Source organism: Arsenophonus nasoniae, from assembly GCF_004768525.1.
Classification (GTDB): Bacteria; Pseudomonadota; Gammaproteobacteria; order Enterobacterales; family Enterobacteriaceae; genus Arsenophonus; species Arsenophonus nasoniae.
In genome coordinates this window covers 3,512,703-3,525,506 of record NZ_CP038613.1, presented here as the reverse complement: position 1 = coordinate 3,525,506, position 12,804 = coordinate 3,512,703, and the positions used below count along the sequence as shown (strand labels likewise).

At 30.4% G+C, this 12,804-nt stretch carries 16 protein-coding genes; 6 read left to right on the top strand and 10 right to left on the bottom strand.

From position 1 onward, the window contains the following. The first annotated feature begins 160 nt into the window (after positions 1–160). On the top strand, positions 161–760 hold the full coding sequence (locus ArsFIN_RS17810) for an FMN-dependent NADH-azoreductase (RefSeq protein ID WP_026823005.1): 600 nt from the start codon (positions 161–163) through the stop codon (positions 758–760). A gap of 51 nt (positions 761–811) precedes the next feature. Here ArsFIN_RS17810 and ArsFIN_RS17805 read toward each other — a convergent pair whose 3' ends face one another. Further along, on the bottom strand, positions 812–1,732 hold the full coding sequence (locus ArsFIN_RS17805) for a LysR family transcriptional regulator (RefSeq protein ID WP_026823004.1): 921 nt from the start codon (positions 1,730–1,732) through the stop codon (positions 812–814). A 328-nt stretch (positions 1,733–2,060) separates the two neighbouring features. On the opposite strand from ArsFIN_RS17805, the gene ArsFIN_RS17800 reads away from it, so the two are divergent. Together ArsFIN_RS17800 and ArsFIN_RS17795 are read left to right on the top strand one after the other, a co-directional pair. Next, entirely contained in the window at positions 2,061–3,104 is a 1,044-nt protein-coding gene (locus ArsFIN_RS17800) for a YeeE/YedE family protein (RefSeq protein WP_051297036.1), read from the top strand. Between the two features lie 12 nt (positions 3,105–3,116). Then, on the top strand, positions 3,117–3,347 hold the full coding sequence (locus tag ArsFIN_RS17795; protein WP_026823002.1) for a sulfurtransferase TusA family protein: 231 nt from the start codon (positions 3,117–3,119) through the stop codon (positions 3,345–3,347). 143 nt (positions 3,348–3,490) lie between these two features. Here ArsFIN_RS17795 and ArsFIN_RS17790 read toward each other — a convergent pair whose 3' ends face one another. The 3 genes from ArsFIN_RS17790 to ArsFIN_RS17780 all read right to left on the bottom strand — a co-directional run bounded on the left by ArsFIN_RS17790 (position 3,491) and on the right by ArsFIN_RS17780 (position 5,429). After that, positions 3,491–3,772, bottom strand: a complete 282-nt coding sequence (locus ArsFIN_RS17790; RefSeq protein ID WP_026823001.1) for a hypothetical protein — start codon at positions 3,770–3,772, stop codon at positions 3,491–3,493. A 648-nt stretch (positions 3,773–4,420) separates the two neighbouring features. Next, on the bottom strand, positions 4,421–4,906 hold the full coding sequence (locus tag ArsFIN_RS17785) for a hypothetical protein (RefSeq protein WP_026823000.1): 486 nt from the start codon (positions 4,904–4,906) through the stop codon (positions 4,421–4,423). A 286-nt stretch (positions 4,907–5,192) separates the two neighbouring features. Then, complete coding sequence (locus ArsFIN_RS17780; protein WP_026822999.1) at positions 5,193–5,429, bottom strand: putative hemolysin; 237 nt, start codon at positions 5,427–5,429, stop codon at positions 5,193–5,195. A gap of 357 nt (positions 5,430–5,786) precedes the next feature. Here ArsFIN_RS17780 and ArsFIN_RS17775 point away from each other — a divergent pair, with 357 nt between their 5' ends. Next, positions 5,787–6,413 (top strand): beta/gamma crystallin domain-containing protein, encoded by a 627-nt coding sequence (locus ArsFIN_RS17775; RefSeq protein WP_026822998.1) that lies wholly within the window; start codon positions 5,787–5,789, stop codon positions 6,411–6,413. A 152-nt stretch (positions 6,414–6,565) separates the two neighbouring features. Here ArsFIN_RS17775 and ArsFIN_RS17770 read toward each other — a convergent pair whose 3' ends face one another. The 3 genes from ArsFIN_RS17770 to ArsFIN_RS17760 form a co-directional block, all read right to left on the bottom strand. Then, entirely contained in the window at positions 6,566–7,240 is a 675-nt protein-coding gene (locus ArsFIN_RS17770; protein ID WP_026822997.1) for a PipA/GogA/GtgA family type III secretion system effector, read from the bottom strand. A gap of 248 nt (positions 7,241–7,488) precedes the next feature. Next, a complete protein-coding gene (locus tag ArsFIN_RS17765; RefSeq protein WP_026822996.1) occupies positions 7,489–8,325 on the bottom strand; it encodes a hypothetical protein in 837 nt (278 codons plus the stop codon). A gap of 522 nt (positions 8,326–8,847) precedes the next feature. After that, positions 8,848–9,084 (bottom strand): hypothetical protein, encoded by a 237-nt coding sequence (locus ArsFIN_RS17760; RefSeq protein WP_026822995.1) that lies wholly within the window; start codon positions 9,082–9,084, stop codon positions 8,848–8,850. A 306-nt stretch (positions 9,085–9,390) separates the two neighbouring features. On the opposite strand from ArsFIN_RS17760, the gene ArsFIN_RS27715 reads away from it, so the two are divergent. Beyond that, entirely contained in the window at positions 9,391–9,876 is a 486-nt protein-coding gene (locus ArsFIN_RS27715; RefSeq protein WP_246067281.1) for an LLM class flavin-dependent oxidoreductase, read from the top strand. Between the two features lie 79 nt (positions 9,877–9,955). Beyond that, positions 9,956–10,207, top strand: a complete 252-nt coding sequence (locus ArsFIN_RS27710) for a hypothetical protein (RefSeq protein ID WP_246067280.1) — start codon at positions 9,956–9,958, stop codon at positions 10,205–10,207. Between the two features lie 479 nt (positions 10,208–10,686). Here the strand turns inward: ArsFIN_RS27710 and ArsFIN_RS17750 are convergent, their stop codons facing one another. The 3 genes from ArsFIN_RS17750 to ArsFIN_RS17740 all read right to left on the bottom strand — a co-directional run bounded on the left by ArsFIN_RS17750 (position 10,687) and on the right by ArsFIN_RS17740 (position 12,671). Next, positions 10,687–10,935 (bottom strand): hypothetical protein, encoded by a 249-nt coding sequence (locus ArsFIN_RS17750; RefSeq protein WP_026822994.1) that lies wholly within the window; start codon positions 10,933–10,935, stop codon positions 10,687–10,689. 955 nt (positions 10,936–11,890) lie between these two features. Next, a complete protein-coding gene (locus tag ArsFIN_RS17745) occupies positions 11,891–12,160 on the bottom strand; it encodes a hypothetical protein (RefSeq protein ID WP_026823550.1) in 270 nt (89 codons plus the stop codon). 250 nt (positions 12,161–12,410) lie between these two features. Then, positions 12,411–12,671: a hypothetical protein gene (locus ArsFIN_RS17740; RefSeq protein WP_026823549.1), complete on the bottom strand. Its 261-nt coding sequence runs from the start codon at positions 12,669–12,671 to the stop codon at positions 12,411–12,413. Positions 12,672–12,804: the final 133 nt, after the last annotated feature.

Below are 12,804 nucleotides of genomic sequence, written 5' to 3'. Positions count from 1 at the left end.
TATTTTTTTAATTGTTGCATTATTGGAATCAATATAAATTCTTTCTTTCAACACTAACAATTTTTTTTAGTAGTAAAATCTAATGTATTGTAAGTTACAAGCTTGTAATGAAAAATTCAGCGCTGAAATAATAAAATAAAAGTTTAGTAGGAAGTATATTATGAATAAAATTCTTGTTTTAAAATCCAGCATCATGGGAAATAATTCTCAAACAAATTCCTTGATTGATACTTTTCTGACGAAAAGACAATTAAAAGGATTACAAGATGAAGTTACAATCCGTGACTTAGCCACGCTTAATCTTCCGGTATTGGATAATGAACTGTTTAATTCGATGCGAGGAGCGACTAATTTCAGTGAAAAAGCCTTTAACGCTGTCGCCCTATCAGATAAATTGATAGCTGAATTAAAAGGGAGTGACATGGTTGTTATCGGAGCACCCATGTATAATTTGAATGTGCCAACCCAACTGAAAAATTGGTTTGATCTTGTTACTCGTGCAGGTGTTACATTTAAATATACTGAAACTTATCCGATGGGATTAGTTGAAGGTGTGCGTGCAGTTGTTGTCAGTTCTCGCGGTGGTATTCATTTGGGACAACCGACGGATGCAGTAACACCTTATCTGAAATCGGTTTTAGGATTGATTGGTATCACTGATGTGGAGTTTATTTATGCCGAAGGGATGGATATGAAACCGCATGGAAAAGAACAGGGAATTGCTAATGCTAATGCAAAAATGGCTAGTCTTATAGCCTAAGTATGATGATGTACTTACTGGCATGTAAAATACGAGTAAGTACAAATCTACTCAGTTTGGCGCCGCTATTTTTTCCATATAAGCGGGTAAATCATTAACTAGAGTATCAACAATGAGCCGAACTTTACGCGAAAGGTAAGGCGTTTTTGGCCATACCGCATAAATAGAAAAAGTTATTTCGCCTGCACGAGGCATAATTTCTTTCAGACGCCCATCGATCAGTTCTTTTCTAACTAACCAATCAGGGAGCCAGGCAATACCTGCATCTGAAATAATCGCGTCTTTTATTGCTTGCATATCATCCATCATTAATCTTGTTTTCGGTCTGAATTCGTATATACCACCGTTATCGTCTTTGAGTCGCCATTTTTGTATTCGATTTGAATGGCTATAAGCGACAGCGAAATGTTGCGCCAATTCTATAATTGTTTGTGGTTCACCCATCTGAGCAAGATATGAGGGAGAAGCGCAAATTGTCATACGGTGTTTGCCAATTTTTCTAGCGACAAGATTACTGCTATCAGGCAGTGTGCCAATATAAATTGATAAATCAATTCCTTCTTCGATAAGATCAATAATACGATCGTTAAATGACATTTCTAGTTCTAGTTTGGGGTACTGTTTTATTAAAGAAATGAGTAGTGGAGCGATACATAAATGACCAAATAAAACCGGCATGGAGAGTCTAAATTTGCCACAAGTTTCAAGCTTACCGCTATTGAGGATGTCTTCTATCTTTTCTATCTCATCGAGAGCACGTCGACAATATTCATAATATAGTGTTCCTTCCTCAGTTAAACTTTGTGTGCGGGTTGTCCTATGAAATAGGGTAATACCCAGTCTTGCTTCTAATTGAGCAATTTTTTTTGCTACCGATGAGCGCGTTAAATGTAATTTTTCTGCTGTTTGAGAGAAGCTGTTAGCTTCAGCAGCAGCAACAAATACCGGAAGACTATTTAGTACACTTTTCATTGGATTATTGCCATTCAAACATAAAATTATCTTTATAAATAATAGACAGAAACATTAATTGTTAGAAATAAAATAAGATTTAGTAAATTTAATGATGCTTAAAGCAGGATAAGATTTTTATTATGCTTAATTTGAATTAAATATTGTGGTAAATAGTGTTAAATATATTTAAACAGAAATAAAAAACTAATCCTTTGATTTAACAATTTATTTTAGCTAATAAAAAGTAATCCCCAACAACTAGACTATATTTAAAACTGTGCTTTTTATCAAGAATTCAAAAAGTTCGATTTTATAAAATGTTATTTTAATTTTAGGAATGATATTAATGATAAGTTTATCTCATATATCGGGTTTAGTATTAGGTGGATTGCTTGGTTTTATTATGCAACGAGGGCGTTTTTGTTTAGCCGGCGGATTAAGAGATTTCTATTTATTTCGTGATGGTGAAATGATAATTGCTATTTTAATCGTTATTTCTATTCAGAGTTTTGGGTTATTTGGCTTGCAAAGTCTAGGATTAGTCATACTCCCTTATGCCAAATTTTTATGGTTAGCAACCATTGTTGGTGGCATTCTATTTGGTAGTGGCATGGCATTAGCCGGATCTTGTTCTACGGGCGCCTATTATCGAACAGCTGAAGGTTTAGTTGGCAGTATCATTGCTGTTATTGGCTTTATCCTAGCCAGTTGGTTTGTCCGTTTACCGGTCAGTAAATCTTTTTTTTCACCGATTACTTCCCAGATATTAGATAGCGGAACAATTACGCAAACTTTTCATGTATCACCCTATGTTATTATGCTTATTTTAATATCACTAACAATCTATTTAACCATTAGACATATCAAACAGTGGAAACCTATCAATGCAGCAAAAATAACAGCAAAAAAGACAGGAATTAGCCATCTATTATTTGAAGCGCGTTGGCATCCATTTATTACGGCAATGTTAGTAGGAATCATTGCGTTATTAGCCTGGCCGGCAAGTTTATCTGCTGGTCGGATTGGCGGGCTTGGTATTAGCGGACCCAGCGCGCAATTATTTTCATTGTTGATTCACGGGAATTTAAAATTTTTTGACTGGGCCGGCTATTTATTAATCGGGATTTTGTTGGGTTCGTTTATTGCCGCAAAGGGAAGTCAAGAGTTCAGATTTAGAAATCCAGGTTTGGCCACAATGGTAAAAAATTTTATTGGTGGTTTATTAATGGGCATGGGTAGCGGTTTGGCGGGTGGCTGCATGTTAGGTAATACATTGGTTAATACCGCTTGGTTTGCATGGCAAGGTTGGGTGTTTATTCCTTGTATTATTTTTGGTAGTTGGCTCACTAGCTATTTTACTATCATCCGTCCATGGCAAATAAAATCATAGAGGTTATCACATATGAGTGAAATTCAATTAGATACCAGGGGAAAGTTATGCCCATATCCATTGATTCAAGTGCAAAAAGCGATAGAGTTAATGATAAACGGTGATATTTTAATTATTAAATACGATTGTGCCCAAGCGACAGAAAATATTCCGAAGTGGGCTGCTAAGTCAGGTCATGAAGTGATTGATTTTCAACAAACTGGCAACGCCCAATGGCAAATTAGCATTAAAAAAGGTAAATAAGTTAATTCGATTGAATGAATAGGGGTATTCAATACAAACTTCAGGTTGGCAAGATAGAAAGCTTAGTAAGTTAAGTCATGCTATTGATTAACAATCCGCCTAGGAACGAACGAACTCCTTCCCTGGCATGGATTTCCCTACACTCAATTTTGGGGATTTCGGTTTATAGTAACCCGCTTAATTGTCCCCTTTATTGAGACAGAGTCTGTCGCATTGGAGCTGGGATAACATTTTTTATTATGGGGCAGGCTGCAATCAGGAACAGCAGTTGTTGGTGATATTGGATTTGAACTTTCAGTCGCGTTACTCTGCTCTTCTGTTGGCTCTACATCGGTAATTTGGCTGGATATTGACACTGTGCTCATTGAGATAGCACTGGTGCCAAGCAGAATTATGAAAATAAATAATTTAGATAATAGTTTCATTACGGTTTTCTCCTCATTTAATAAGAATGATAATTATTATTAAATAATAGGTCAATATTTGACCATTGCAATGAATTATCTAAGTGATTTTTTAATAATAATATTTTATAGCTTGATTGCTATTATATCGGCTTATTTTGCTGTACCGACAATAAAAATGTAAAATATCTCACTGTAAAAATTATCTTCTAATAATTTTGTGTTGAATTAAGAGTATTTGCATTGCTTGGTTGAATTATATTTTCATCTAATTTAATCATGATATTATTTGTTTTTTTCATTTAAAAATTAGATAGTTAAACATAAGTATTTGTATATTAATTATAACTATATAAAGTTAAGCAGCGTTTTCTAATTAATCTAAAATGAGATTTATTTTACTAGTAGATTGTAATTTTAAGATACTTATATAATTTATGAGCAGTGGGTTAAGTATGATAACAGGCTAAGTACTTTATGATTTTAATCCAAAAACTATTAATAACAAAAAAGTAATTATGCTTTAACAATGATCTGTTGCATCAAATTGAGATCATTAATATTTATTTTTGCTTTTATTAATTATTATTGAAAAAAATACCTCTTTATTAATTTTAATGAAGAGGTATTAATTAATTAAACGCTTTATTTGTATTGCAAGATTATGCCTTACAATAAGCCTTTTGCAACATCTGCTTTTTCTAACTCTTCTGTTATTTCTGCATGATCAGTTACTGTTGAAGCGGTACTTGTAGCCGCTCCTATAGCGGTCTTGGCAGTCTCTACACCTGTCTTAATAACATCAGCGCCAGTATCAGCGGCTTTATTCACAACATCAGCACCAGTATCAGTAGCTTTCTTCACAAAATCAGCGCCAGTATCAGCGGCTTTATTCACAACATCAGCGCCAGTATCAGTAGCTTTATTGACAAAATCAGCACCAGTATCAGTGGCTTTATTGACAAAATCAGCACCAGTATTAGTAGCTGTATTTACAGCATCAGCACCAGTATTAGCCACATTTTCTGATGTTTCTAAAACTTTATCTAAGCCAGAGATAGGGAGACCTAAACCGCCTATTGGGCTAGCCATAGCTGACATATAACCAAATGTTAATACAGAAGCGATAGCAACGAGTTTTGTAAATGATTTCATTAGTCACCTCAATTAATAGTTATGTAACGATATTAATAATAGATGCTTATTTTAACCTTTCAATAACATTTTTTTAACTTAAGCTGATTTCTACGCAGTAGTGTCATTAATAAAGTAACTACAACTATTATAAAAAAGTGTTTTTTATCGATACATTTTGGATGACAGTATTATTTTTCTAAAAGATACAATCATATTTGTAATAATCTGATTTTTAGCTTTACGATAGCAAGTTGCATATGAAAAAAGTTTAGTCAGTAGCAATTGCTATATAAGGAACAATAACTTATTGATGATCTTGATGATATAGTGTCCACTCTTCGATACTAACACCGTTAGCGAGGTGGCAATAACCGACTTCGCCTTTAGTTGTCTTGACAATGTTAATTTTTCCCCCTTTTTTAATACAATAAACTGAGGCAGGATTTGCCATGCCGATGGTTTTAGTGGGGGGCAATGATTCTGTTTGACTAGTACATCCGACAACATAAACATAGGTTATTAGTAATAGCATCTTTTTCATAGATTTTTTCTCAACCAGGTAGTGAACAAACAGACTAATTATAGTATATAAATTATTTTATTATTTTTAAATATAAAATATATTGATATTTTTTATGGTAAAAATAATTTAAATCGCTAGATTAAAGAATCAATTTTATATTTGTGTTAATTGTTTTTCTTATAAATTATTTTTATTTAATTGAAAAATAAATTAATTTTAGATAAAGTTTTGTTTTTTTATTAAAAGTAACTTGCGCATCACTACACGAAATATAATATAAAATTTACATTAAATTTTTATATTGCTGTATATGACTTTAAATTTTTGTATATTATTAAATAAACTTAATCAACATTATAAAATAAAAGGATATTTATGAATAATAATCAATTATTTTCAACAGGTGTTATTTTTTATAAAGGAAAAAATTATACTGGTGATGGTTTTTTATATAGAGAATCTAATCAAGAGTATCGCCTTTCTACAGAACTGAATGATAAATTTAATTCTGTCAGAGTTGGTAGACTTTCACAAGTTCAAGGATGGAAGGATTATGCAGCTAATAACGCCCCTGGTAACATAACAAAAACTTGGCAATACGATACACCAGATCTATCAGAGATAGCAGGCTTATCAAGATTTACCGTATTTCCTAAGTATACCGATATATTAGCGATACAACTTAACAATAATACAGGTAACAATAATATATTTTATCAGCTTGTATTTAATATTTCTTTTGTATGTAATCCAATATATATTAAAGCAAATACAGATTATGAATGTATTGGTACCTTTCCACAAGATGGCAATTTGTATAATGCTAATATTTCTATTATTAGTAACCAGAATAGACCAGCTATTCGTGGGCAAGTAAGTTTTAAATATAATATGTCGACTAGTGAAATTGAGATAATGACATGTAATCAAAATTTTCCACCAATTCTGTCATTTCAAAAAGCGGAAAGAAATAGATTTCAACTAAATATTAATAACAATTAATGTGATTTTTTCTCACGATAAATGAAATTATTTTGATCTGACAGAAATATTAATTGGTTATATAATATCTGTCAGATTAAATTTAATTTCTCAAAGCGAAAAAAGCTAACATAAAGATATATTAAAATTTATTAATGTTAACCTGCATTATATTAATACTTAAACCTGGCAGGTTCTTTATTGCCCATTTCTTTAAGAATAATATTGGTATATTCTACAACTGCACCTCTGGCATGATTATTATCCTCGTCAGGAAGCATTGTTAACGCATGAACGATTTCATGCATAAATGCGCGGATCAAACTAAACAGAGCATAATTACCATTTTCTTGTTGGTAATCCTCATTAAATTGCGAACAATTTGCAGGATCAGTAGTAAGGGATATAATTTTTTTACCATTTTCCGCTTTTATCTCTTCTGCAGTGACAGTGGTGCTAAAGGCATCTTGAGTTGATAGATACCATTTGTCACCATCGCAAAGATTGGTATCATAAGCATAATTAAATAATCGCCGAAAAGTTAGACTTTTTTCATAGGCTGAGGTCATGATAGTGGATAGTTCTTTGTGACATAACTGGTATTGGTTTTCATCGGATTCTGATTCAATTTTTTTATTTGATAAAAATAGTGATATGACCTGCTCCGATGGATGTAGTTTATCGCTATTGGTCGCAATCTTGTCATGCGATTTTCTTGCTGGGGAGGGATCCGTTGATTGTATTTTTAAATCGGGATATTTATCAGCTAAATCTTCATCGTTATTATTAGATGCTTGAGTATAGAGTGGAGAATAGGATATTTTATTATTAAAATCAATTGGTAACATATTTAAAATTAACTCTCTAACGTCAATTATGATTATTTCTCATTATTCTAATTCTATTAAGATTATTTTTTTTTGCTAATAAATTTCAATTTTTATTATAGTTGCGTAGGGTTTATAAATAAAAATATAACGCGCAATAATCAATAAACAGAGAGTTTATTTTCAAAGCTCTCTGTTTGTTTAATAAACTATAAAGTGATCGAAAATTTATTGGATGTACTTTACTGAAATAATTTTTTGTCAATTAATTAAATATAACAAGAGTGTACTTCTTTTATGGGCTTAGTATCATATCCTATATGCTGGATATAAATTATGGTTATATTATTTTTAGTTAATTTTTGCCTTAACTTGTTAAAAAAATTATTTTTAGATTTTATCGGTGGTTCAATAACCTTAAAATAGTTACCAGGTAGTGCGATAATTTCTTTTAACCCATTAAAGTCTTTTTTGTTAAATTTATTATTTTTGTCTTGAACAATAAGAGTATAAGCAGCAAAATTAACCTTACCAATGCGAAATTGTAGTTCTTCGCCAGCTTTATTAGCGATTGTTAATTGAAATATAATTTTCTTATCGTTTTGGCTACCACTTTGCATAGCGAAGTATTGTGCAATATTTCTATTTGAAGAAAAAAAAGCAAATGCATAATTTTGTAGGTAACCAGTATCTTGTATTTTTTGAAATTCGGCGCTGGGTATAGATAATCCTCTATATAATATAGACGCTGTTGTTGGGGAAAATTTTTCCATTTTTGTGGCGACAATACGAATTTCATTTTTAGCAATCGCTTCTTGTCTTTGCCAACCATTGTTTTTCGCCTGTTCAGGGTAGAGTGATGTGTTGCGTAAGGTACCATTAAGATCGTCCGGTGATTGAAATAATATTCTAATATTTTCTTGGTTGTAATTTCCGGTTGAAATATCTTTTTTTACTTGTCTATCTATTCGATTATCAGTCGAACTTTCAATAATAGGTTTTTCTTCTGATACAAAGTACTTAGGTAGAATATGGGTTTGCTCATCGGGATCTTTCGATGTTGCTGGGTTATTTTTAACTATGTTAAATGAATTTAGTCTGTCCATTATTTCTCCTGTGTCAGTATGTCATTTATGGTTTACTCTGTAGAGGGGATAGTACAATGCTGTAGTAACAGATCTCTTGGTAAAAGTAGGATTAGCTTTGTGACTTATGCTGTTGGTATAATTTATTACTAGCGGTAAAATAGATTATGTAATCGACAAATTTCTCGTTTGCGTAATAACTATTATTAAATGTTTCCGTCTGATTTATCTATTTTTCCATTTAAGCATTAAAAAGTGATTTGATAATTAAGTAGGAAAAGATGAAATAGATTTTATTTACTGTGACTAACAAAATAATTTAATAACACTTAATTTTGACAATTTATAAATAAAATAGTATGTGATTAAGTCATGGATATTAATAATATTACTACTTCATATAAAATATATCGATTTTTATTTTCTAGTGTTTTTATCAGCAAATGTAATAAAATTTCATTATATATATTTGCCTGATAATTAGGATATAAGGAAATAAACTTCTTTATATCCTTCAAACGAGTAATTTTAGATAAAATAGTTTTATTGTATAGTCTCCTCCCAGTACTGTTCAATACTATTTTCATCGGAATTAGCGCTTTTGACTAGAATTGTTTTATTATTTTCAGATAAGTAGCATTTAGTAAAATCGATATCAACCGAACAGGGTAAACCATTTTCTTTATTTATCCAATGTTTAATATCAACTTGAGCTTCAATTGTGTTCGAGATAAATATAATAAAAGAAAAGATAGTAAATTTTACAAGTAACTGTTTCATAATTTATCCTGTTCATTGTTATAGAAAACGATATTTAATAGTAGATCATTTTTAACTAAAGTAATAATATAATTATCCTGTAAATAAAATAATAATTTTTGATTTGATGATTGGAATAAAATAAAGCAAAATGAGCAATAATTAGTTTCGAAATAACAAATTTACTATAATGTTAAAATTATTTAGTAGATTATATCATTTTTAGCATAAAGAAATTATATAAGATATATTTGATTTGAATTTTTACGAATATTTTATCAAAAACACTAAATATTAATATATCTTTCTTATTAAAAAGGATTTTTTATGCAGAATAACACTAACCCTATGTTTAATAATAATAAATTTAAATTGGGTCTTTTTTCTATTAATTGCTCTGGTGGCCTAGCCATGACAACAGTAAAAGAAAGTTGGCTAAATTCCTGGGAAAATAATCTTAAAATAGCCCCACTTGCTGATGAGGCCGGGCTTGAATATTTATTAACATTAAGTCGCTGGATGGGATATGATGGAGAAACGCATTTTCATAGTAATGTTTTAGAATCAGTAAGTTGGCCTTCTACATTATTAGCTGCTACGCGGCGAATCGGGGTGATTTCCACTATCCATACTTCTTTGCATAATCCTGTTATTCTCGCAAAGCAGTTAGCGACGATGGATCATATAAGTGTTGGTCATGTTGGGTTAAATATGGTATGTGGCTGGAATAGACAGGAATATGAAGCATTAGGCGGAGAGTTATTTTTAGTCATCAAGATTGTTATCAACATGTTCAAGAATGGCTTGATATAATAAAAAAATTATGGCGAACCGAAACCGCTTTTGCTTGAAATAGGAAATTTTTTAAATTTAAAAAGTATATAGCGTTCCATTGCCATTACAAAAGAATATTCCTATTTTTAATAGGGCAGGTGCTACCTTTGGTAAAGATTTTGCTATTCGAAAGGTAAATTATTTATTTATGTTAACACTAGATTTAAATCAATTTGACAAGATATTATATCAATACAAAAGCAAGAAAAATTACAAAAGAGAAAAAAACCGTTTAATTTTATATCTTGATTCTTATGTTGTTTGTCGGCCAACGTATAAAGAAGCAGAAGAGTATCTTCATTATTATTAACAGCAAAATACAGATTGGGAAGCGGTAGATCATATTATTAAATTATTAGCAAACAATTCGAAAGTTGTTTTAATAGAAGAATTTAATTTGTATCGTTCTAAATTTCCAACCGATCATGGGGGTTATCCTTTGGTCGGGACACCGAATGACATTGTTAATGGAATAGAACAACTCTACAATCCAAGTTTATCAGGTACAGCTTTAACATTTGTTAATTATCGCGATGAATTTTCTTATTTTAGAGATTAAGTACTGCTACATTTAGAAAAATGTGGCTTAAGAGAACTTTTTGATTTGTAATGGAAAAATTTTTTATCTAAAACTGATATCATTTGTATCAAAAAATTAATAAATTTTTAATTCTAAATTTTATATATCTTTAATTAATAACTGCGTATTTTACTTTTTAGCTTTAAATTGTTTTTAATAAATGCTGGAGCACATCATAGATATGATTAATGCTACCAGCAAAATATTATTTAAACATTGACAAGTGTATCTTTCCAGTTTTTACTATCTAAAGTAATTCTTGCTATAGGATGCGGAGTATATTCTTGTGACGGCTGCCAGGTATTATGCTTATCATCTATTACTGGTTTAAAGATATATCCATAAATAAAACCATCTAGGTCAGTAGCCAAATAATTAATATCTGCATTAACAACTAATTCGACATCAAAGTAATTAACCTGCTTTGTCTCTTGTTCACATATTTCAATTAACTTCATTGTAATTCTCCTTAGATATATTATGCATAGGGTTTTATAAAAATTTTATTTTGGCTAAATAGGTTGTTTTGTATCTACCTTTATTGAACAGTAACTCTTTTTTATTACCAATATCACATTTATATATTATGTTTCTTGTTAGTTTTTTTTGTATAGTTTGAATTTGTTAACATAAAAAATAATCCATTTACTCAGTTTGATTTTGTAATGTTATTACATCGTAATGCCAATCAATATGATATTGATTCCATAATTTTTTAATTATATAAATCTTTTATTATTATTATATTCTATATTTATTAAAAGTTATTTTATAAGTTAATTTTTGAAAAAAATTATGATAAATATAATTTATTTTGTTAATAAATAATAGAAACTATCTTAGCGAAACAATAAAATTGCATGATTTTTGTGTTTATCTGTTTACTTTTATTCTATGTAGATATAACATTATTGTTGATAATAATTAACCAATTCTATATGTTATTATAAAATGATACTAGCGGGTTTTTCTTATTTACCAATTTATTATTGATTTAAATTAACTTTTTCGCTACTGCTATTAGTTTTGGCCCGTTTAACCGTTTTAATTGTCATAGTTTGTCAGAGATATTAATGTTTTTACATTTTGTATCCTAGTTAATCTAACAATATTTCATTTTGTCATTAGATCAGCTAAACGCGCAATTAGTACTCTTTAAATTGCAATCTAGTAACAAACACGCCTTTTTACTTTCAACCATCTTATCACTATCTAGAAATACATTCATTTAGCTGGGTACATCAATGTTTTAACCTTTAAAGTTGATCTTAAACCCCATCCTTTAGCGCAGATCATTTGCATAGTTGCCTGTATCGCTCGCCGTGGCTTTGATGAAACAATCGAAATATTAGTAGATTACAGCGCTCGGGGATGAGCTTCTCTATCCTTTTAAAGGCTAAAACAGATATATCTTTAGTCAGATTTTTTTGTTTTTTCAGGATTGGGATATACTTCTCTTGTATCACCATTAAAGCAACTTGGGCCTTTGAGAGGATCTTCCCAGCAAATATCAACAGCATTTTTTACGTTTGGCCTATTGATAGTTGTGGATGATACTCTTACATATTCTCCGTTACCCTTTGGGACAAGAATAGTGTTTTTAAGCGAGGAATCTTTAGCTACAGCAATAAAACTAAATCCTAGAAGAGCAGTAGTAGAAAGGATCTTACATAATGGTTTCATAATTTATCCTCCAACAATAAATGAAAATCACAATTAACAACATACAATAAATTAATATTTAATGAACATTCTTTAATAAATGGATTAAAATTAAATTGATAACATTTCTAATCATAATGGATGAGATAAAATTCATAGGATTAATGGCTAGCTACGAGCACAATTATCTTTGGTTCAGAGGCTAGCTTAACACCGTAGAAATATGGTATTTGCACCTATATAACAGTCAAAAGAATTTAATAATTGAAAATTAATTTGCTTGGCTGATGGTTTTATCCTCTGCGCCATTTATCATACCATTTAAAATTTTTAAACGATTATTTACTGCTTCACTTCTTTGGAGTTCGCAATTCTCTATTAACCAATCGATTTTGGCTTTTTCTTCTGCAGGCGATAAATTATCCACCTTCGTGTCGTAGCACTCCGCTGGTTTATTACCGGCATTAGCCTCAGAAACTAAGTTGAACCCTAAAATCAAAATGTTAGCAAATAAGTAGCATAATGATTTCATAAATTATTCTCCAAAGTAAAATGCAACTTGGAATATATATTAGCTCATAATTTTAACATTTCAATAACATTGGCAAGAAAATAATTTCAAGTTAATTATTGGTATTTGTAAAAGGGGATGAAAGTAACATGTA

Bases quoted from the DNA above. Each gene is read 5' to 3' on its own strand.
- ArsFIN_RS17810 (WP_026823005.1), top strand. From the start codon at position 161: ATGAATAAAATTCTTGTTTTAAAATCCAGCATCATGGGAAATAATTCT.
- ArsFIN_RS17805 (WP_026823004.1), bottom strand. From the start codon at position 1,732: ATGAAAAGTGTACTAAATAGTCTTCCGGTATTTGTTGCTGCTGCTGAA.
- ArsFIN_RS17800 (WP_051297036.1), top strand. From the start codon at position 2,061: ATGATAAGTTTATCTCATATATCGGGTTTAGTATTAGGTGGATTGCTT.
- ArsFIN_RS17795 (WP_026823002.1), top strand. From the start codon at position 3,117: ATGAGTGAAATTCAATTAGATACCAGGGGAAAGTTATGCCCATATCCA.
- ArsFIN_RS17790 (WP_026823001.1), bottom strand. From the start codon at position 3,772: ATGAAACTATTATCTAAATTATTTATTTTCATAATTCTGCTTGGCACC.
- ArsFIN_RS17785 (WP_026823000.1), bottom strand. From the start codon at position 4,906: ATGAAATCATTTACAAAACTCGTTGCTATCGCTTCTGTATTAACATTT.
- ArsFIN_RS17780 (WP_026822999.1), bottom strand. From the start codon at position 5,429: ATGAAAAAGATGCTATTACTAATAACCTATGTTTATGTTGTCGGATGT.
- ArsFIN_RS17775 (WP_026822998.1), top strand. From the start codon at position 5,787: ATGAATAATAATCAATTATTTTCAACAGGTGTTATTTTTTATAAAGGA.
- ArsFIN_RS17770 (WP_026822997.1), bottom strand. From the start codon at position 7,240: ATGTTACCAATTGATTTTAATAATAAAATATCCTATTCTCCACTCTAT.
- ArsFIN_RS17765 (WP_026822996.1), bottom strand. From the start codon at position 8,325: ATGGACAGACTAAATTCATTTAACATAGTTAAAAATAACCCAGCAACA.
- ArsFIN_RS17760 (WP_026822995.1), bottom strand. From the start codon at position 9,084: ATGAAACAGTTACTTGTAAAATTTACTATCTTTTCTTTTATTATATTT.
- ArsFIN_RS27715 (WP_246067281.1), top strand. From the start codon at position 9,391: ATGCAGAATAACACTAACCCTATGTTTAATAATAATAAATTTAAATTG.
- ArsFIN_RS17750 (WP_026822994.1), bottom strand. From the start codon at position 10,935: ATGAAGTTAATTGAAATATGTGAACAAGAGACAAAGCAGGTTAATTAC.
- ArsFIN_RS17745 (WP_026823550.1), bottom strand. From the start codon at position 12,160: ATGAAACCATTATGTAAGATCCTTTCTACTACTGCTCTTCTAGGATTT.
- ArsFIN_RS17740 (WP_026823549.1), bottom strand. From the start codon at position 12,671: ATGAAATCATTATGCTACTTATTTGCTAACATTTTGATTTTAGGGTTC.